Consider the following 20,001-nt stretch of genomic DNA (forward strand, 5'->3'; position numbering starts at 1 on the left):
GTAAGGATCGCTTTTTCAGGTTTGGCCGGTAAAAGAAGATTCGGCTTAATCAGAACCCTGTCCTGTTTTTTAATACAATCTCCACCTATGGAGTCGATCATCTCAAAAAGTATCGGCTTTAAGGTTTCATAATCATATGCATCTGTTTTTGACAAGGAATCTTCGTTATTGCGGTTCAATCAATAAATTCCCCGATTATACTATACTTTAGCTTAAGTTTATGAATAAGGTGATCATAATGTTGCATCCGAATTATCGAACGAATAATCAGGTAAGCGCCAAAAACAATTAAGGTAAAATTGAGTATCCCCAACGGAACTAGAAAATATAAAACATGAAGGACGTCATAATATTTTGAAGTAGCTATCAGCACGCTCATAACCGACAGAGGTAAAGCTAATACAGCTATACCAGTCCGCATCACGGCCAAAGATGTGCGTTTTTCTGCTAAAAGAAGTTGCGCCTCATTGATTACTATTGGATTAATCTTCGTCTTATTGTTGATCAAATCTCATCCCTTTTGGATAAATACTTTGTTTTTAATAAAAAAGCAGGTTTCCTTACGGTCGAATCCCGCTTGAAAACGGGACTGCGGCTTGCCGTAGGGGGGTTCAATAATAAGGGGGATTTTTGCTTTTTTGGCCGGTTCGTTGGACAGTTTGCTTTTATTCATAATTAACTGTTAATTAACATTAACTTGCTGTTATAGCAACTAATGTTTTAGCTATTTTGATAGATTTTGGCCGGTTCATTAGCCGGCCTTCGGCATCCCGGAAGTCCTTGACATTAACCTTATGCAGGAGTAGAAGTTTAATCCTGAAAATTCCCGCGGGTTCTACCGGTGACGGATGTTCCGTCATTTTTTTAGGGATAAAAAAATAAAAACAGCCTGTATTGTCACCATACCGGTTTTTTTGCCGGCGGCATGCAGGCTTTTTTGTCTTCTTAACAGGATAAAATATATGCCAGTGTCTTTAAATAATGTGCAGGTTTCATCGGTTCTTTCACGTTTTACAGTAAAATTCAGGCAATATCTTAATACTCTCAGTCAGGCCCTGCCTGCTAAAGAGAAACAACTTGATATAATTATTAAAATATTGATCTGTGCGGCTATGGCAGGAATTATTGCGGCAGACATAATATATATGGAACATCTTGGCGAAGTCCGCGAAAAATTGATGGAAGTTTCTTATGGACTCGCTTTTATGCTCTTTGCACTGTTCTTTCTTTCAATAAGCATACTTGAATTGATATGGAGATCTTATCTTGTCTGGAAATACAGGCCGGTTTTTCCCTGCTCCCATGATAAACTTCTTTCATGCAGCGTAGTGGTTCCCGCATTCAACGAAGGCAGACAGGTTTACATGACCCTTAAAAGCCTTGCCGCAAGCAATTATCCTTCGGGAAAGTTTCAGATCATCGCTGTTGACGACGGAAGCTCTGACGACACGTGGAATTGGATATGCAAGGCAAAACAGGAGCTTGGAAGGAAAGTCACGGCATTAAAGCTCCCCTGCAATAAAGGGAAAAGGCATGCGCTGTATGCAGGATTTCAGCATAGCAGGGGCGAGGTTCTTGTTACCGTTGACAGCGATTCGGAAGTGAAACCGGAAACTATTCATAATCTCATAAGCCCGATGGTAAAAGACTTCAGGGTCGGGGCTGTTTCCGGAAATATCCGTGTATTAAACCATGATAAAGGCATAATTCCAAGGATGCTGGATGTGTTATTCGTCTTCAGTTTCGATTTCATACGCGCAAGCCAGAGTATGGTAAACATGGTGATGTGCACACCCGGAGCTCTTGCAGCCTACAGGAAGGACGCCATCCTGCCGGTTCTTCAGGAATGGTTGAACCAGACCTTTTTCGGAAGGCCGTCAAATATCGGGGAAGACCGCGCCATAACGAACCTTATCATCAGGGAAGGCTATGATGTTTTATACCAGCGTAATGCAGTGGCATATACCAATGTGCCGACAGGATATACGGGCCTCTGCAAGATGTTCCTCCGCTGGGCACGCAGCCATATACGGGAATCCATAGCAATGTCGGGGTTTGCATTTAAAAAATTCAGAAACGATTCCTTAACGGGGCTGCGCATAAATCTCATTCTGCACTGGTTAGGGATCATCCTGTCTCCGTTCTTCCTGTTTGCGATGATAGCCTGCCTTTACTGGCAGCCTCTATTGTTAGGATTATGTGTTATGGTCGGTATAATAATAACATCAACTGTAACCGGAATAGTATATACGAAACACTGCAAAAACTCGGACGCGCTTTTGTCTTATCTGTACGGATTATTTGTCTTTGTAAGCCTCTCATGGATATCGATTTATTCGCTTGCAACCATGCACCACTCAGGCTGGCTGACCAGAAGCAACAGCATAAAAAAAGAGCCATCATCAACCATTCCGCATAGATTTTATTTTGACTTGGATGGATTCGATTCCGGGAAGGAATTTCCGCTGCAAAGAAGCTCTCATGCAAATCTGTAATAAAAATTGATTATTATTTGATCAACGGGAGCTGGAGTTTCGCGGTCACACTTTATTCCTGTTCTTTTTATACGCACTAAGCCACTCTTCCCTGAATGCCTCAAACCGGTTCGAACCTATGGCGGCTCTTATATCTTTCATTAGATCCTGGTAGAATGTCAGGTTGTGAATAGTAAGCAGCGTTTCCGCAAGAGGATCCATCAAAAAGCGTAGATAGCGAAGAACCATACGCGGGTATGTCCTGCAGGTATAACAACCGCATTTCGTATCAAGCGGAAATTTATCTTTCCTGTATGTTTTATCAAGTATCCTGATTTTCCCCGTCCGGGTAAACAGGGTTCCCTGGCGAGCGTACCTGGTGGGAATTACACAGTCGAACATATCCATCCCACCCTGCACGGCGGCAAGTATGTCTTCAGGAAGGCCAACCCCCATCAAATATCTCGGTTTCTGTTCTGGTAAAAAGTGGGCGGTGACATCCACAACTTTTTTCATGAGTTCAAAGCCCTCTCCGACACTGACCCCGCCTATGGCATAACCGTCAAAAGGGATCGAGGTAATTTCAAGGGCGCTTTTCTGCCTTAGATCAGGGAAAACACCTCCCTGAATGATCCCGAACATGAACTGGTATTCCTTCAGTTCAACCTTCCTGCATCTTTCCGCCCATCCGGTCGTGCGTTTGACTGATTTTTCGATATATTCTCTCGATGCAGTGTGTTCAACGCACTCATCAAAAGCCATAACAATATCGGCTCCGAGGTCCCGCTGAATCTCCATTGATTTTTCAGGCGTAAAAAAAACACGCTCTCCGTCCTCCTTATATGAAAATGAAACTCCGTCATCGTTTATCTCTCTTCCGGGAAGAGAAAAAACCTGAAAACCGCCCGAATCGGTGAGAATGGTTTTATTCCAGCCCATAAAACGATGAAGTCCGCCCATCCGTTTGACAGTGGCAAGCCTTTCTCCGAGAGAGAGATGGTATGTATTTGCAAGAATAACCTCGGAATCCGTCTCGGCAACATCCCGTGGCGTAATTGAGCGCACAAATCCGGCCGTACCCACAGGCATAAAGGCAGGCGTCAGAACTTTCCCGTGAGATGTTGTAAATTCTCCTTTTCTTGCGCCGCATGAATCAACGGCAAGCAGATTAAAGCCTATATCTTTTGAATTCATAACATCTGTTTCCTGTCATATTCCGACAATCCCTGCAGTCTTGTATTATCCCTATCTGTTTTTTTAATTTTTCTGTCATATTTTTTAAGCCTGTTATATCGTTCAAAGGCATGGGCTGTAACAGGCATAAGAATCAATATGATCGCAAGTACTCTTATTGTCGGCCAGAATCTCTTTTGCATTTTATCCTATCACGCCCATTTGATTTTATGGTTTAGTCTCAATGATAAATTGGAACATCCATGGGCAAAGCCGATTTGCCTTCACTCTTTAATAATGTCTCATGTATCGCTATCATCTCAACCAAATAAAAAAGTGCGGAACGCACTGTTTTTAACGTGGAAATTAATTCATTGTGAAGTGTGCCAAGGGTATAATGAACAATATGTTTATTATTACGGCCTTTTCCCACCTCTGATTTATGCAGTACGATAAAACGATGAGTGGCTGCATTTCTGAGAGATTTCTTGACTTTCAGATACCCCTTTTCGCCTAAATCGTCTGATAGTTCAGCCAGCGCAATAATCGCCTGGTTACCTTTTTTGATCTTATCGGCTATCTCCGGCTGCCATTCCATCTGGTTTGCGTCTTTTCCTTTTATTCGCCACTGGTTGATAAAGTTTACCGCCTTGGCCGAACCTTTAATGCCAAGATATTCGGCAGTAGCAATTGCTACCTTGTCCAGAATATCAAAACAGGATTTTTGCGCCACTGTTATCAATGACGAATCCATGCCATAATGTGCATTATCAAGAGTATCAGAGTAAAAACCGCTTTCAGGAAGTTTACATTCAAAAGCATAATAAGCAAGCCAGCGCGCCAGCAGATAATCCGCCTTCATTGTGTTAAACATTGCAAAGCCAGGCGGAACGCCAGGCCCCCTGACAGAAGGTTCGGTTATACTGCCGATTATCAGTGAATCCCATCGTGAAATTGACTTGTCGAGCCCTTCAATTGTGGCTGAAAGAGCCAGCCTGTTCTCTGCCACGAATTTTTCATACGAGCTTAACGCTTTCAAATCCCAATTTTTGATTTTAGCAGGCTTTGTTTGAAGAAGTTTTGAAAACGACTCAAGTGCACGCTTTCCACCATATTTTAGTATGCTTTCGGGCGAATCTTTAAATATCAGTATATGTCGTGCGGCAATACTTCTCAGAATTTCAGGATCCCCAATGCCGATATCAGCATAGTAAAGAAGCAGTTGAGCGGCTCGCGCAGCGGCAATGCCGTTTGACTGATCATGCTTTAGCGCCTCTATATAAGAATCATAAGCCTCAACCCAGCGATGGGAGCGCCAAAGCAGATTCCCAATATTTGTCATGGCCTGCGTTGCCAGTTTAGAATCTTTTGAATTTTTTGCGGTAAATCCATAAAGCCAGCGGGCTTCTCTGCGCATTTCCCAGGTGTCGAGATGCCAGTTGTTTTCAGAACTGCTTTGCATTTCTGAAAGGCCAAAAAGACCATTGGCCAGATTATACCTGATATCAAGCCGTTCCGGATGGTCGTGAAGTATTTGGCGAAATATCTTAACCCCCTCTTCTATAGCCTCCTTATCATTGTTTGCCTTTCCGGCATCAACCAGAACGCAGGCCTTTAACCCATCAATTGCCGACCTGTCCAACATGTCTGCCTGGCTCAGATTGCGGGCAGCGGCAATTGCTTCACCAGGAGCCTTTTCAAGCAGGTCATAAAGTCGGGATCGCAGATCCTCTATCTTAGCTGTAATATTATGTTCATTCATTTTTTTTACTTATGGCCGTAATAATCCTTATACCATGAAAGAAAACAGGCAATGCCTGCCTCTATAGTAGTAGCGGGTTTAAAGCCGACATCTTTTATCAAATCATCAATATCTGCATAAGTTGCCGGGACATCGCCTGGCTGAAGGTCAAGAAATTCCTTTTCTGCTTTTTTGCCAAGAATATTTTCAATTGCCGCTATGAACTCCATAAGCTCAACAGGATTATTGTTGCCGATATTATAGAGTTTATACGGGGCATATGATGACCCTGGATCAGGAGCATCACCGCTCCATTTTTGATTTGGCTTTGGCACTCTGTTCATTACCCTTACAACCCCTTCTACGATATCATCGATATACGTAAAATCCCTTTTCATCTTCCCGTGATTAAATACCTTGATCGGTTTTCCCGCAAGTATCGCCTTTGTAAAGAGAAAAAGCGCCATATCAGGCCTGCCCCATGGGCCATATACCGTGAAAAATCTCAGGCCGGTGCAGGGAAGCTGAAACAAATGGCTGTATGCGTGTGCCATAAGCTCATTTGACTTTTTGGAAGCAGCATAAAGGGAAACAGGATGGTCAACATTATCATGAACCGAAAACGGCATTTTTGTGTTTGCGCCATACACAGAGCTGGATGATGCAAACACCAGGTGTTTAACGTTGTTGTGCCTGCAGCATTCAAGGATATTGACAAACCCGACAATGTTTGAATCAACATAAGCACCAGGATTTGTTAATGAATATCTCACACCCGCCTGGGCAGCCAGATTTACGACAACATCAAAAGAGGTATTGCCAAATATTTTTTCAAGTCCATTTTTATCTGAGAGATCAGTTTTATGGAACTTAAAATTCTCATTAGACGCCAGTATTTCGAGGCGATCCTCCTTGAGTCCGACATCATAATAATGGTTTAAGTTGTCAACACCTGCAACATGACATCCGCTGTCTAAAAGGCGTTTAGCCAGGTGAAAGCCGATAAAACCAGCTGCTCCGGTGATAAGTACTGTTTTAAATTTTATATCCATAGTTTTATATCCTCTTATAGATTTATCATACTTTTTACGACGCCATCATGTTTAGCCATATAGAAAAAGTTATCGCCGACAAAATAGTGCTGATTGAAATGGCTGCCACGGAAAAATCCGTATCCCCGCCTAATTCTTTTGCCATCACATAGCTTACGGTTGCTGTCGGAGATGCAAGCAAAATAAGACCCGGCAGAAAATCCTGCGGCGCTATGTCAAGCAATCTATATAATATAAAACCCAAACCAGGCAGTAGAATCAATTTCATTATGCTTGAAGAAAGAACCAAAAGAGCCCGCAAACGTATTAGCTTAAAAGATAAGGAAGCTCCTATGAGCAGCAATGCCATAGGCAAAGCCATACCGCTGATAATATCAAGAATTCGATCTATGACAAGTGGAATCGGCACTTCGGTAAAGGAAAACAGCATTCCTGCCATGGCCGATAATATAACAGGATTGCCCAATATCTTCCATGCTAACTTTGTTTTGCTTTTCTTTTCTGAAATATCGGTTGAATATAACTGAAGCACAACTACGGCAAGAAGGTTTTGCAAAATCATTATAAAACCTGCAATTATACCGGCACGCACTAATCCTTTATCTCCAAGACAGTAATATGCAACAGCAAGACCTATATATCCGAGGTTTCCATGAAAGGAGCTCTGGATAAAGGTGCCGATCTGTTTCCGTTTTACCCTGGCAATAGAGCCGACCACCCATGCAACAACAAAAACAGCTAAAACAGAAAAGAGGGTTATTGTCAGGACGGTTATGTCGAACTGGGTTTTCAAAGAAGCGCGTGAGATAGAACGGAAAATCATAGCAGGTATTGCCAGATGATAAACAAGCTGGTTTGCTGGTTCTAAAAAGGCAGGCTTAATAAACCCCGCGCGGCGGGAAAATAAGCCAAGAATGATAATTGCAAATACTGGAATTATTGTGGTAACAATACTCATAGGCATAGAATAGTTGTAGAAAAATGTTTTAGCTTTTTGAAAAGGATTCTAGAGGGTTAATCCTGTCAAAAAATATTTGTTTTGCGGCAGTTGATCCGCAAGAATCTTTAATTTTAACAAGCAGTTTGCATGATTCAGCGTAAAGAAAAAGATGTTATGTGTCAAGGAAAAAGAACCTGTTTGGAATATATTGAGGTTGCAGTAGCCCTTCCTGTTTATAATACCTTTACCTATCGTGTCCCGGAAAACCTTTCCTTTTTTGCGGGGATCGGGAAAAGGGCGCTGGTCCCTTTTGGCCGGCGAAGGGTTACAGGATATATTCTGGGTCCATCTGAGGATATGGATCACGGCAAGATAAAGCTTGTCCTGGATATCCTTGACGAGACTCCGCTTTTCCATTCATCCATGATCCCCTTTTTCAGATGGATTGCCGATTACTATATGTGTCCCATCGGAGAGGTTATAAAAAGCGCTCTTCCAGGCGGGTTAAATCTTTATGACTTTGTTGCTCTTGCCATTACTGAAAAGGGGATAAACGCATTGATTAAGGATAACCTTACCCCTTTGCAAAGTGAAATTTTATGTCATCTGAAATTAAAATCCTGCGGCCTGAAAAACCTTTGCGCAAAACTTAAAAACCAGATCCCGAATTCCTTAATTCAGACCATGGAAAAACAGAACCTGATTATAAGCAAACGGGAACTTAAAGGCAAAGGAACAGGCCCGAAGACGGAGCGGTATGTATCTATGATTAAGCCGGACATCTCTGCCGACAAGTTGTCGGAGCAGAGGATGCGGATTCTCCATGCATTGCAGGATGAGGGTGAAATATCTGTAAAAAAATTAACAGGGCTTATTCCGACTGCTTCCAGATTAATAAAACCCCTGGAAAAAGCAGGTTATATTTCGATCTTTAATAAAAGGATGTACAGAGATCCGTTTGGCGAATCCATAATACCTGACAACCCTTATAAGCTCACAAAGGAGCAGGAAAAAGCCGTTTCCACGGTTATAGATCGCCTTGGCAAGGGGTTTGAGACATGCCTTCTTGCCGGTGTTACCGGAAGCGGAAAAACAGAAGTCTATCTGCAGATAGCGGCCGAGGCCATAAAGCAAGAAAGTTCTGTTTTGATACTGGTTCCGGAGATCGTTCTTATATCTCAGATGGAAAGACGGTTTCGAGCCCGTTTCGGAGATTGCGTTGCCTTGCTCCACAGCAGGCTTTCTCCCGGCGAGCAATATGATCAATGGATGCGGATAGCGCGCAAAGAGGTCCGCATCGCCATAGGCGCCAGGTCCGCTCTTTTTGCCCCCTTTGAGGACATTGGGATCATTATCGTTGACGAAGAACACGACACCTCTTACAAACAGGAAGGCGGTCTTTGTTATAACGCAAGGGATCTTGCAATAGTCAGGGCAAAGCTGATGAACGGGGTCGCCTTGTTGGGATCAGCCACCCCTTCAATCCAGTCGTACTATAATGTGGAAACAAAAAAATTTATTGAATTAACACTGACAAAACGTGTTGAGAAACGTCCTCTTCCTGAGACCACGGTGGTTGATCTCCGTAAAACCAGGGATGTCAAGGGTATCGGATATTTTATTACATCTGAACTTTATAAGGCAATGAAGAAAACTCTGAGCCGGGGAGAACAGACCATCCTGTTTCTGAACCGTCGGGGTTTTGCCGGCTTTCCGGTCTGCGCGTCATGCGGCGCACCTTTAACCTGCAAAAATTGTGATATTTCCCTGACATTGCATCAAAAAGCCAACGCATACAAGTGCCATTACTGCGGTTATTCGCTGGCAGCCACTTCAAATTGCTCTAAGTGCGGATCTTCCAAAATTAAGCTGCTGGGGCTCGGCACTGAGAAGGTGGAAGAGGCTGTAAAGCAGCTTTTTCCTGACGCAAGGGTTGCCAGACTGGATCGGGATACGATCAGGAAAAAGAATGCAATGCTGAGCATATTAAAGGGGCTCAAAGATCATACCATAGATATACTTATCGGCACGCAGATGGTGGCAAAGGGGCATGATTTCCCCAACATTACACTTGTTGGTATAATTTGTGCCGATCTTTCGCTGAACTTTCCTGACTTCCGCGCAGGTGAACGGACGTTTCAGCTTTTAGCCCAGGTGTCCGGGAGGGCGGGCCGTGGAACGCTTCCAGGCCGGGTGATTTTGCAGACCTATAATCCTGATCATTTCAGTATAGAGGCTGCAAAAAATCAGGACTTTAAAGCGTTTTACAATAAGGAAATTGTTTTTCGAAAAGCTCTGAATTACCCGCCTTTTTCAAGGATAATCCTGCTGAAAATATCTGGAAAAGACATGAAAAAAACACAAAGATATGCTATGGATGTCGGTGATCTTTGCAGCAGGCTGAGAAACAACAGCCGCTTTATAAAGACTGTCGAGATATTAGGGCCTATCACGGCCCCTCTTCCAAGGATAGCAAAACATTTCAGGTGGCAGATATTGCTAAAAGGGCTAAGCGCGGAACATCTTCATGGGTTTGTTCATCAACTGTTGTTTAAAAACAGGGAAAGAATAAGTAGCCGGGATGTTAAAATAGTTGTGGATGTGGATCCGTTTTTTATGATGTAAAAAAGGGTAAATAAAAACAAAAAAGGCGACAGCTTTAGATGAATAATATAAAGGTTGTAATTTTTGACTGCGATGGAGTCATGTTTGATACGGCAAAAGCAAACACGGCTTACTATAACAGTGTCTTGCGCCATTTCAAAAAGCCGGATATGACGCCTGAGCAGTTTGCCTATTCCCATATGCATACCGCGGATGAGGCAATGGCATATCTGTTTGATGATGAAAACATGTTTGAAGCAGCGCAAACCTATCGCAAAAACATGAGCTACCTGCCATTTTTAAAAGATATGGAAATCGAACCATACCTTAAACCTTTGCTTAAAAGGCTGAGGCCCAGATACAAGACAGCCGTTGCCACCAACAGGGCAGACACAATGAAACGGGTGCTCATTGAGCACAACCTAAAAGACTGTTTTGATCTGGTTGTCAGCGCCCTCGATGTTAAGCACCCCAAGCCTCACCCTGAGCAGCTTATCAAAATACTGAAGCATTTTAATATAGCGCCATATAATGCGATTTATATTGGTGATTCAAAACTTGATGAAATGGCGGCAAAAGCAGCGGAGATGACGCTAATCGCATACAAAAACAGATCTATTTCCGCTGATTTTCATATAAACGGCTTAAAGGAGATCGAAGATATTATTGAAATATGATGATGCCGTAAAAAGTCCCATCTATAGTTAAGTTCGTGACTTTTACCGGCATGGGAAATAAAAAATCATAACCCCTTAAGCAGCCTGTCATGTATATTATCAAAACCGCCGTTTGACATTATCAGAACAACATCGCCCGGCCTTGTTTCTTTAATCAAAAAATCAATAATCGATTCCGTGTCCGGGAAATAGTGCGCATCCTTTCCGCGATTATTTAAGTCATGTACAAGCTTTTCAGATGAAAAACGTTCGTCAACAGGAATCTTTTCAAGCAGAGGCGGCTTGCGGATACATATTAAATCTGCTTCATCAAATGATAAGGGATAGATATTCTGGAATACCTTGCGCATACTTGAATTTGTCCGTGGTTCAAAAACGGCGATAAGCCGGCCGTCAGGATAAAAGGGTTTAACCGCCCTTATTGTTTCCCTCACAGCGGTAGGATGATGCGCGAAATCATCAATTATAGTAATATTTCTTTTTTGCCCGCGGATTTCCTGACGTCTCTTGATTCCTTCAAATGTTTCAAGCGCCTCTGCAATAATATCAACAGGTATGTTCAAGGAATCGGCTATTGCTATTGCCGACAATGTGTTCAGCAGGTTGTGCTCTCCCATAAGCCTGGTTTTAAAAATGCCGAAGGTTATGCCTTTTTTAAAAACCTCAAAAATAGTCCGCGGCGGATCAATGGAAACAGAGCCAAGTCGCCAGTATGAGCCGGAATCCTTGCCATATTTTTCAACAATGCATTTTTTGCCTTTAATCAGATCTGAAATATTGTCATCTTGATCAAAAACATATAACTTTCCTTTATTAGAGATATTGGAAATAAAAGAATCAAAAGCATGTCTTACGTGGCTTATATCTTTAAATATATCGGCATGATCAAATTCAATGCTCGTAACTACGGCCATAAAAGGATCGTAATGTAAGAATTTCGGCCCTTTATCGAAAAATGCAGTGTCGTACTCATCTCCCTCGATTACAACAAACTCTCCATTGCCGAGGCGATAATTGCTGCTGAAATTTTTCAAAATTCCGCCGATAATAAAGGAGGGATCAAAACCTGCTTTATAAAGGATCCAGGATACAATAGAGGAAGTGGTTGTTTTGCCGTGAGTGCCGGTAACAATTATCCTCTTTTTGTTGTCTGCAATAAACCTGTTGACTGCCTGGGGCATGGAGCAGAAATTAAGCCCCATGTTTTGCATTTTAAGAACCTCTGGATGCTGCCTTGTAACGGCATTTCCGACAATAACAAGGTCAGGGCCATATGAAATATTATCTTCATTAAAGCCTTCGGTAACCTTTATGCCTTTGCGAGAAAGAAAATCGCTCATGGGCGGATATATTTTTTGATCCGAACCTGTTACTTCAAAACCAAGATCTCTTAACATGCAGGCAAGCGCGCCCATGCCTGTGCCGCATATTGCGATAAGATGTATTTTTTTTACATTGTTCGGAATTATGTTTTTTGTTAAATTCATTATTTTGATTATAAACTATAATTCACAGCATGAATCAATTTTGATGAATTCGTAAAAAAACGGATTCATCAGGTGTTAAGTGTAAAGTGTTAGGTGTTAGGTTAAAGCAATTGCCTGTTTAATCATATCCTTAACACTTAACACCTAACACTTAACACGGTTCGTAAAAAGTGTGTTTTCGACTTTTTACGAGACCATCAACTTTAAATTGAGTCTGTTATCGTGTAAAGGAATATTTGCATGATTTCCAAAACATTTGGGGTTTTTTATTAGCTAAAGATTGCATAGATTGCAATCAGAATGTAGCATCCTGCTCTTTACTTAAAGGGTAAATATTATAGTAAAATGATGGATATTGTAAATGTATTTGGGATGTTATAGCAATTTTTAGGCTTACGACATGTAAACTGCGGAATAAATCTTACTTGTTTTTTCCTTGGCAGGACCGTAGGGTCGATGGACGATGATGACGGTGTTTTTATGATTTGTATTTAAAAAGGACTATGTTCGGCTAAAATTTAAGATGTCATGAAGCTATCTACACTTTTAGGTGGTCTTTATAGGGAAATCTATGAAAACAAACAAACTATTTATGCGGTCGGCAATAAGTGCCATCGCCGGTATAGCGGTTATAATCGTTATTATATATGTGGCCTACCTGTCACATAAGGGGTTTGCGAAAACATCTGTTTCTCAAACACAGAACCAGTTGCTGGCAACTCTAAAGGTAACTGCAAAAGCATTGGACGAATTTATTGGTTATCATCAAGAAGCTCTGCAAATCCTTTCAAATGACCCTTTAATTAAGGAACGGATTTATAATAAAGTTCAATGGGAGAAAGAAGACCATGGAGAAGAATTTTGTCAAGTCGAAAATTTATATGAGGCATACAAAAAGCATGTCGACGCTCTTGCTATAATTGACGCCAATGGTAAGATGCTGGACAGGGATCCCTTTTGGAAAGATAATAAGAACAGGATTGGATGGAATTACTCTGATGAACCGGGAGTCGCCTGTGTCCTGAAAGACCACAAGCCTTGTGTCAGCGAAGTGTTTTATAACGATCTCGGCCGCTTCGCCGTATCTATCTCAGAGCCGGTATTTTACAAAGATAAATTTGCAGGGATTACAAGATGGATGATTGAAACCAATACTATATCCAAAGATTTTATTGAGCCGGTCAAGATCGGCAAAAATGGCTTTGTCTGGATGTTTGATAATAAAAATACAATTATTTCGCATCCGAGAAAAGATTTCATGGGAATGACGGTATTGGATGTAATAAAAAAGGTACACGAGGAAAGAGGCGAAGTTTTTGATGAAAGTCGAACACAAGAGCATATCATAGCGGAGCATGATTATCTGAACAGAGTAAGAGCCAAAGATGAAGGAATCGGAATATTTATAAATTGTGTTACCGATGAGCGTGACATCATTGCCTATAAGACGGTTGCGGCAGGGAATCTGATCCTTAATCTGATTGCAACCTTACCCTATTCTGAAATCACTGGTCCGATTAATAAACATGCAAGAGATATCTTCGGCCTTGCAGGTTTTATTGCAATTATATTGAGCGCAGGAGGTCTGGTTGTTTTTAGAGGTCAAAAAGAAAAAGCCAGACTTGAAACAGAAGCCAGGTATTTGAAGCAGCTCGCAAATGGAGCAAAGGCGCTGAAGGAAAGCGAGCAAAAGTTTCGCGAATTTGTGGAAGGTACAGACGACCTGGTAACACGGGTGGACAGCAATGGGACCTTTACCTATGTCAATGACACATCCGAGAAAATCTTCGGCCTTAGCCCGGGAAAATGTATAGGCTTATCTGCTTTTGACTTTATACACCCCGATGACAGTGAAAAAACCAAGGCAGCCTTTGCCGAATGGATTCGCGATAGGGTTTCGAGTATAACTTTTGAAAACCGTCAGGTCAGCCAAAGCGGTCAGGTGCACTATATGCAATGGACAATAAATTCGAAGTTTGACGAGGATGGCAACCTGATTGCTACCAATTCCATTGCGCGTGACCTTACCGAGATCAAGCTGGCGGAAAAGAGATTAAAACAATACGCTGATACGCAAGAAGTTCTGATAAGAGAAGTTAATCACCGTGTTACGAACAATCTGTCAGCCATTATCGGTATGCTTGCCATGGAAGAGAAACATGCCGTAGAGGAAGGAAGTACATATTATTTATCTTTTCTTCAGAATTTAACAGCACGCATCAGGGGGCTTTCCTTGGTTCACGGTTTGCTCAGTGCAAGTGGATGGCAACCGCTTAAACTGAGCTTACTCTGCGAGCAGATATTAAAGGGCGCCACCCAGGGTGCATTGTTTTCAAAAAACCTGGAAATCAGCATAACCCCATCCCAGGTCATTGTGAGCAGTACCCAGGCCCATCATTTAGCCATGGTCATCAATGAACTGGCCACAAACAGTATCAAACACGGGGTGACAAATCGCGACAATATACATATCAACATAATAATTGAACAAGACGGCGCTAAAACAACCATCCAATTCAAAGACAATGGCCCCGGGTTTCCGGAAGAAATAGTCAAAGGGGATTTCAGCAGTGCAAATATCGGTTTTGAATTGATTCAGGGGATTGTCATGAAAAGTTTAGGAGGTAATGTCGTATTTGAAAACGATAATGGGAGCTTGACAACAATTTCATTTGAAAATGAAATCAACATCGCTACAAGGAGGGATACAGTCTAAATGAAAGAACAGAAGCCGATCCGGGTTCTTGTTGTAGAAGATGATTTTATGGTAAGTAAATCTATAACACAAACACTGAATGATATTGGGTACGAACAGGTTGGATTAGCATCAAGTGGCGAGGAAGCGGTTGAAATGACGCGTTCTCTTCAACCCGACGTTATCCTAATGGACATTAAGATGCCGAAGCTCGATGGTCTGCAGACAGCCCGTCAAATCCAGGAGAACTCACCCACTCCGATAGTTATCCTGACTGCCTACGATTCTCAGGAACTGGTCAAAGAAGCAAGCAAATCAGGCGTGGGTGCCTTTCTTCTTAAACCACCTGAAGCTTTTGAAATAGAGCGTCACCATTGCCATGGCGCGCCACAATGATCTGATGGAACTGTGCGGTTTGAATAAAGAGCTCCAGATCCGCAAACAAGAGCTTGAAAAATCCCTGGCAGAAATCAAAACATTAAGAGGGATTCTTCCGATTTGTGCTAACTGTAAAAAAATTCGTGACGATAAAGGTTATTGGAATCAAATTGAATCATATATTCACAAACATTCTGAGGCTGAATTTACCCATGGTATTTGCCCTGAATGCATGAAGAAACTTTATCCGGATTTTGTCTAAAACGAACAAAGAGATATCAACCCTTCTATATAACCATGCTCTTGCAGCCGGCCACTGGCCGCAGAGATAGTGGCTATTCACGTAACAAATTGAAATACCTTAAAATTTGTGATATGCAAACACTACCTGCATGAGAATTGTCTGAATCATGATTTGCGCAGTTGGCAAGCTATAAACACTTTCAGGTGCTGATGCTTTTTCCCCGAAGCCAATTGATTTTGACGGTTTAATTTCAAAAATAAACGAACTGATTTGTTAAGGGGATATAAATGAAGAATGATCTGCCAGTTGTTTTAATAGTCGAAGATAAAGACTCTATTCGGTTGACTTTGAGGGATTATCTTGTCCAAAAAGACTTTACTGTTTTTGTTGCTTCCGAAGGAGTAGGTGCATTAAAAATCATGCTTGATAATGAAATTGATGTAATTGTTACAGATTATAAGATGGAAATACTCGGTGGCGATTACTGGATTAAATTTCTTAATCGGTATTGCGCCGATAAAAAAATCATTATTACAAGCGGTTTTTTAAGGCCGAATTTTAAAATATCTTTTCCAACATTATACAAACCTTATCAGTTTGACGAGCTTTCTAAACTAATTTTAGCCTGATGTACGAAGCTTTTAGTTGATTAAAAGCCATCACTTTTTCAGCTTTCCGATCGGCATGATATAGAGCGGACGCTCATCCGGCATTGCATGGATGGCTGTTTTAACCTGGTCGTCATAAAAGGCGCCGATGGTCAAGGCTCCAAGACCCAATGAAACAGCCTGCAAGCAGACATTTTGGGACGCGTGCCCAACTTCCATATAAACATACTGCATGCCCTTATTCCCATACTTTCCGGTGACACGTTCATATACGGCGCAAAACACCATAACAAGAGGCGCTTGTATTATTGAAGATTGATTTAAAGCCGCATTGCACAATTGCGCTCGCCGGTCTCCATCTAAAATCTTGAACAATTCATGTGTATGAGGCCTGTATTTATAAATACCTGCGGGAAGGTCCTGCACGCTGCCGGCGGCAATGTACAGCTCAAGAGGATAAAGCGCTCCGGCGGAAGGGGCTGTTCTAAAACCCCTCGGATCTGTTATGCCCTGCGCTGACCACAAAACCTGCGAGACTTCGGCAAGCGTCAAGGCTTCCGCAGCATAGCTTCGCACAGACCGTCTTTTTAATAAAGCGGTCTCAACCGGAATATTGCCGTCAAACCTCGGGGCGGGCAGTTTTACGATTTCTTTGGATTTGTCAATAGTCATGGCTTCACCCATTGCTAAAGGAAAGCATGCGATGCTTAATAAAAAAATTATCTCACAAATCACAGCGGGTATAAAGCATCTTTTCATTACCGGCATCCTGAGGTTATTTGCTGGGCAAATTATTACGTAAAATCAGATTGAGACAAAACTATCGATTTCAATATTTTTTCCAGCCTTCTTGATGGTTGCAGCGGTAATGCGGGGATCATGTTCAAAAAAAAGAATCCAGTCTTCTTTTAATGCTTTGGTTAGAAGCTTTTGTTTTTCATCAATTAAAGTCATTGGAAAATTATCATACGCCATATTCCAGGGAACAGGAAGATGTGCTGATGTTGGAATAAGATCCGCGCAAAAAAGGAGAGATCTTGTTTTATCCTTTACAAGTGGATGCTGCTGGCCGGGTGTGTGCCCGTTGGTCACGATAATATCGATCCCCTCGAATATTTCTTGCGGGCCGTCAATAAGATTTAAGACCCCTGCTTTCAAAAGCGGCATGAAATTTTCTTCCATATAGCTTGCCCTGTCTCTTGCTGATGGATTGTTCGCGATTTCCCACTGTTTTTTTTGAACATAATATCCGGCGTTCTGAAATGCCGGAACCGCCTTGCCATCCATGATATATGTCGATCCTCCCGCGTGATCAAAGTGGAGGTGGGTTATTATTACATCGGTAATATCGCTGCTGGTCAATCCAAGCTTAGACAGTGATGTATTGATATTCGCTGAATCCATGTCAACCTGATATATTTTTTTCAGCTTTTCAGATAATTTGTCGCCGATTCCAGTGTCGATTAGAATATTTTTCCCTTTTCCCTGTATTAAAAGAGACCTTGCCTGCATGGGGATAAGATTTTTTTCATCAGCAGGAATTTTTCTTTCCCATAATATCTTTGGAACAACTCCGAACATTGTGCCGCCGTCTATTGCAAATCCGCCTGTTTCAACAGCAAAGCATTCGTAATCTCCAAATTTCATAAGGTTACCTGTTTTCCTTATACCCGCATTCCTTTTCCATGCACGCGTAAAAAGCGCCTTCCTTTTTAGTTGTTTTTTCGACAAGAAACTTAGCCTTGCATTCAGGGCATTCTTTTGCGACCGGCTTATCCCAGATGGCAAATGTACATTCAGGATAACGGCTGCATCCATAGAAAAATTTCCCGCGCTTTGACCTTCTTTCGACAAGATCGCCGGAACAGCCGTTTTCAGGACATTTTACACCAGTAGCCTGCGCAGCATGATTTGAATTTATTGATTTGGTGTTTTTGCATTCCGGGTATCCGGTGCAGGCAAGAAACGGCCCGTATTGTCCCTGTTTAATGATCATAGGCTTGCCGCATTTTTCACAAATTTTGTCTGTAGCCTCTTCTTTGGGCACTTCAATCGGCTGGATTTTCCCTGTTTCATCCCTTGTATAGTTTGTTGAATATTTGCATTCAGGATACCCGCTGCAGGCAAGATATTGTCCGTTTTTGCCAACCTTGACATGCACTTGTCTGTTACAGTCGGGACAGGTTAAATCTGCCGGGAAACCAACGCCCCGCATGTTGAGCATCGATTCTGACGCAGCATCCAGATCTTTTTTAAAAGGTTCGTAAAAACGTGTAAGCACTTCTAAATAATTGGCATCAGCATCTTCAATACTGTCTAAACTATTTTCCATTCTGGCGGTAAAATCAACGCCGAATATATCAGAAAAGCTTTCTACCAGAAGGTCGTTTACAATAAAGCCGAGTTCGTTTGGTCTGAAATAACCTTTGACAAAATCCACATATCCTTTTTGTCTGATTATCGATAATATGGCCGCATAGGTGCTGGGGCGCCCTATCCCGTTTTCTTCAAGCTCTTTGACCAGAGATGCTTCTGAAAATCTTGGGGGCGGCAATGTAAAATGCTGCTTTGGCTCCAATTTGTTGAGTTTTAATACCATGCCTTCAGAAAGTTCCGGAAGATCATCTGCTTTTCCTTCCCTTTCATCTGCATCGTCAACAGACATATAAAGGCTCATAAAGCCCGGAAATTTAATGGTTGATCCGCTTGCGGTAAATAAACAGGAACCGGCATTGATAGATATCGAGCTGGTGTCAATAATGGCCTGTTTCATCTGTGATGCGACAAACCGTTTCCATATAAGGGTGTATAGAGACAGCTGGTCTTTGGAAAGATAACCGGCAATTTTTTCAGGTGTATTAAAGACCGATGTGGGTCGTATGGCCTCATGGGCATCCTGAGCCTTTTTGCGGTTTTTGAAAAACCTCGGCTTTTCAAGAGCATATTGTTCGCCGAAACGTTCCTGGATCAGCAAAAGGGCTTCTTCGGCAGCCTCGTTTGATATCCTGGTTGAATCTGTACGCATGTATGTGATAAGCCCTTCCGGCTTGCCGGGCCCCAGATCTATACCCTCATAGAGCTGCTGTGCTATGATCATAGTCTTTTTGGCGGAAAATCTCAGCTTTCTGATAGACTCCTGCTGCAGTTTGCTTGTGATAAAAGGGGGAAGGGGATTTCTTTTTGTGGTTTTCTTTTGAACTTTTTCCACTATAAAACTGCTGCCTGATATCTCATTAAGGATAGCGGTTGAAGCCTTTTCATCCGGAATGCTGATCTTCTTTCCGTCTTTTTTCGCGAGTTTTGCGGTAAATGGTGGGGGGCTCCCGCTCTCAAGATAAGCTGTTATCGACCAGTATTCTTTTGTATTAAAGGCATAAATGGCGCGCTCCCTTTCGCAGATTATCCGCACCGCGACAGATTGCACCCTTCCCGCGCTCAGCCCGCCTTTGACCTTGCGCCACAGCAATGGCGAAACCTGATATCCCACCAGTCTGTCAAGTATTCTGCGTGCCTGTTGAGCCTCATATTTTTTCTTGTTGAGATTTTCAGGAGCGGCTATTGCCTTATTGATGGCATTTTTTGTGAGTTCGTGAAACAATACCCTGTAAAACTTTCTGCCCTGTTTTTTTAGAATTTCCGCGGTATGGTATGCTATTGCTTCGCCCTCCCTGTCAGGGTCGGGCGCAAGGTATATGTCTGAAGCATCTCCGGCAGCCTTTTTTAAAGAGGATATAACCTTTTTCTTGCCTGGGATTATTGTGTATTTTGGCTTAAAACCTTTTTCAATATCTATCCCCATTTCCTTTGCGGGAAGATCCTTGATATGGCCGACGGTTGCGACCACATTATAGATATCGCCAAGATACTTTTTTATGGTTTTTACTTTTGTTGGTGATTCAACTACTATAAGCGGTTTGCTCACTATCAT

At 42.2% G+C, this 20,001-nt stretch carries 17 protein-coding genes; 7 read left to right on the forward strand and 10 right to left on the reverse strand.

Annotated elements, in window-relative coordinates:
* Positions 1–175 precede the first annotated feature (175 nt).
* On the reverse strand, positions 176–508 hold the full coding sequence (locus VMW78_01650) for a hypothetical protein (GenBank protein HUV49711.1): 333 nt from the start codon (positions 506–508) through the stop codon (positions 176–178).
* A gap of 454 nt (positions 509–962) precedes the next feature.
* Here VMW78_01650 and VMW78_01655 point away from each other — a divergent pair, with 454 nt between their 5' ends.
* Entirely contained in the window at positions 963–2,495 is a 1,533-nt protein-coding gene (locus VMW78_01655) for a glycosyltransferase (GenBank protein HUV49712.1), read from the forward strand.
* Positions 2,496–2,540: 45 nt separating this feature from the next.
* On the opposite strand, the gene tgt is transcribed toward VMW78_01655, so the two are convergent.
* The 5 genes from tgt to VMW78_01680 are packed head-to-tail and all read right to left on the reverse strand — an operon-like array spanning position 2,541 to position 7,404.
* Entirely contained in the window at positions 2,541–3,668 is a 1,128-nt protein-coding gene (tgt, locus tag VMW78_01660) for a tRNA guanosine(34) transglycosylase Tgt (protein ID HUV49713.1), read from the reverse strand.
* Positions 3,665–3,850 (reverse strand): hypothetical protein, encoded by a 186-nt coding sequence (locus VMW78_01665; GenBank protein ID HUV49714.1) that lies wholly within the window; start codon positions 3,848–3,850, stop codon positions 3,665–3,667. Before VMW78_01665 ends, tgt begins: the two co-directional genes overlap by 4 nt.
* Before the next feature lie 38 nt (positions 3,851–3,888).
* Positions 3,889–5,409: an LA2681 family HEPN domain-containing protein gene (locus VMW78_01670; protein HUV49715.1), complete on the reverse strand. Its 1,521-nt coding sequence runs from the start codon at positions 5,407–5,409 to the stop codon at positions 3,889–3,891.
* A 5-nt stretch (positions 5,410–5,414) separates the two neighbouring features.
* Positions 5,415–6,440 carry an NAD-dependent epimerase gene (locus VMW78_01675; GenBank protein HUV49716.1) on the reverse strand — a complete coding sequence of 342 codons (1,026 nt, stop codon included), beginning with the start codon at positions 6,438–6,440 and terminating at the stop codon, positions 5,415–5,417.
* Positions 6,441–6,474: 34 nt separating this feature from the next.
* The gene (locus VMW78_01680) at positions 6,475–7,404 is read right to left on the reverse strand and encodes an AEC family transporter (GenBank protein ID HUV49717.1); all 930 of its coding nucleotides are present in this window, start codon (positions 7,402–7,404) and stop codon (positions 6,475–6,477) included.
* 123 nt (positions 7,405–7,527) lie between these two features.
* Here VMW78_01680 and priA point away from each other — a divergent pair, with 123 nt between their 5' ends.
* Both priA and VMW78_01690 read left to right on the forward strand, forming a co-directional pair.
* On the forward strand, positions 7,528–10,005 hold the full coding sequence (gene priA, locus VMW78_01685) for a primosomal protein N' (protein HUV49718.1): 2,478 nt from the start codon (positions 7,528–7,530) through the stop codon (positions 10,003–10,005).
* A 38-nt stretch (positions 10,006–10,043) separates the two neighbouring features.
* A complete protein-coding gene (locus tag VMW78_01690; protein ID HUV49719.1) occupies positions 10,044–10,661 on the forward strand; it encodes an HAD hydrolase-like protein in 618 nt (205 codons plus the stop codon).
* A gap of 65 nt (positions 10,662–10,726) precedes the next feature.
* On the opposite strand, the gene mpl is transcribed toward VMW78_01690, so the two are convergent.
* Positions 10,727–12,148: a UDP-N-acetylmuramate:L-alanyl-gamma-D-glutamyl-meso-diaminopimelate ligase gene (gene mpl / locus VMW78_01695; GenBank protein ID HUV49720.1), complete on the reverse strand. Its 1,422-nt coding sequence runs from the start codon at positions 12,146–12,148 to the stop codon at positions 10,727–10,729.
* Between the two features lie 571 nt (positions 12,149–12,719).
* Here mpl and VMW78_01700 point away from each other — a divergent pair.
* The 4 genes from VMW78_01700 (at position 12,720) to VMW78_01715 (ending at position 16,094) form a co-directional block, all read left to right on the forward strand.
* Complete coding sequence (locus VMW78_01700) at positions 12,720–14,864, forward strand: PAS domain S-box protein (protein ID HUV49721.1); 2,145 nt, start codon at positions 12,720–12,722, stop codon at positions 14,862–14,864.
* On the forward strand, positions 14,865–15,239 hold the full coding sequence (locus VMW78_01705) for a response regulator (GenBank protein HUV49722.1): 375 nt from the start codon (positions 14,865–14,867) through the stop codon (positions 15,237–15,239). It begins immediately after the preceding gene.
* A complete protein-coding gene (locus VMW78_01710; protein HUV49723.1) occupies positions 15,223–15,483 on the forward strand; it encodes a hypothetical protein in 261 nt (86 codons plus the stop codon). The genes VMW78_01705 and VMW78_01710 overlap by 17 nt, the downstream gene beginning before the upstream one ends.
* Before the next feature lie 269 nt (positions 15,484–15,752).
* Entirely contained in the window at positions 15,753–16,094 is a 342-nt protein-coding gene (locus VMW78_01715) for a response regulator (protein ID HUV49724.1), read from the forward strand.
* A gap of 30 nt (positions 16,095–16,124) precedes the next feature.
* On the opposite strand, the gene VMW78_01720 is transcribed toward VMW78_01715, so the two are convergent.
* The 3 genes from VMW78_01720 to topA are packed head-to-tail and all read right to left on the reverse strand — an operon-like array spanning position 16,125 to position 19,995.
* Positions 16,125–16,832, reverse strand: a complete 708-nt coding sequence (locus VMW78_01720; protein HUV49725.1) for a SagB/ThcOx family dehydrogenase — start codon at positions 16,830–16,832, stop codon at positions 16,125–16,127.
* 45 nt (positions 16,833–16,877) lie between these two features.
* The gene (locus tag VMW78_01725; protein HUV49726.1) at positions 16,878–17,720 is read right to left on the reverse strand and encodes an MBL fold metallo-hydrolase; all 843 of its coding nucleotides are present in this window, start codon (positions 17,718–17,720) and stop codon (positions 16,878–16,880) included.
* 4 nt (positions 17,721–17,724) lie between these two features.
* Complete coding sequence (gene topA, locus VMW78_01730; GenBank protein HUV49727.1) at positions 17,725–19,995, reverse strand: type I DNA topoisomerase; 2,271 nt, start codon at positions 19,993–19,995, stop codon at positions 17,725–17,727.
* Between the last annotated feature and the right edge of the window lie 6 nt (positions 19,996–20,001).

Source organism: Anaerolineae bacterium (assembly GCA_035529315.1).
Lineage (GTDB): Bacteria > Desulfobacterota > Desulfobacteria > Desulfobacterales > ETH-SRB1 > Desulfaltia.

What these genes read in the sequence shown, in the direction of transcription:
- VMW78_01655 (HUV49712.1), top strand. Translation starts at nt 963, where the DNA reads ATGCCAGTGTCTTTAAATAATGTGCAGGTTTCATCGGTTCTTTCACGT.
- tgt (HUV49713.1), bottom strand. Translation starts at nt 3,668, where the DNA reads ATGAATTCAAAAGATATAGGCTTTAATCTGCTTGCCGTTGATTCATGC.
- VMW78_01665 (HUV49714.1), bottom strand. Translation starts at nt 3,850, where the DNA reads ATGCAAAAGAGATTCTGGCCGACAATAAGAGTACTTGCGATCATATTG.
- VMW78_01670 (HUV49715.1), bottom strand. Translation starts at nt 5,409, where the DNA reads ATGAATGAACATAATATTACAGCTAAGATAGAGGATCTGCGATCCCGA.
- VMW78_01675 (HUV49716.1), bottom strand. Translation starts at nt 6,440, where the DNA reads ATGGATATAAAATTTAAAACAGTACTTATCACCGGAGCAGCTGGTTTT.
- VMW78_01680 (HUV49717.1), bottom strand. Translation starts at nt 7,404, where the DNA reads ATGCCTATGAGTATTGTTACCACAATAATTCCAGTATTTGCAATTATC.
- priA (HUV49718.1), top strand. Translation starts at nt 7,528, where the DNA reads ATGATTCAGCGTAAAGAAAAAGATGTTATGTGTCAAGGAAAAAGAACC.
- VMW78_01690 (HUV49719.1), top strand. Translation starts at nt 10,044, where the DNA reads ATGAATAATATAAAGGTTGTAATTTTTGACTGCGATGGAGTCATGTTT.
- mpl (HUV49720.1), bottom strand. Translation starts at nt 12,148, where the DNA reads ATGAATTTAACAAAAAACATAATTCCGAACAATGTAAAAAAAATACAT.
- VMW78_01700 (HUV49721.1), top strand. Translation starts at nt 12,720, where the DNA reads ATGAAAACAAACAAACTATTTATGCGGTCGGCAATAAGTGCCATCGCC.
- VMW78_01705 (HUV49722.1), top strand. Translation starts at nt 14,865, where the DNA reads ATGAAAGAACAGAAGCCGATCCGGGTTCTTGTTGTAGAAGATGATTTT.
- VMW78_01710 (HUV49723.1), top strand. Translation starts at nt 15,223, where the DNA reads ATGGCGCGCCACAATGATCTGATGGAACTGTGCGGTTTGAATAAAGAG.
- VMW78_01715 (HUV49724.1), top strand. Translation starts at nt 15,753, where the DNA reads ATGAAGAATGATCTGCCAGTTGTTTTAATAGTCGAAGATAAAGACTCT.
- VMW78_01720 (HUV49725.1), bottom strand. Translation starts at nt 16,832, where the DNA reads ATGAAAAGATGCTTTATACCCGCTGTGATTTGTGAGATAATTTTTTTA.
- VMW78_01725 (HUV49726.1), bottom strand. Translation starts at nt 17,720, where the DNA reads ATGAAATTTGGAGATTACGAATGCTTTGCTGTTGAAACAGGCGGATTT.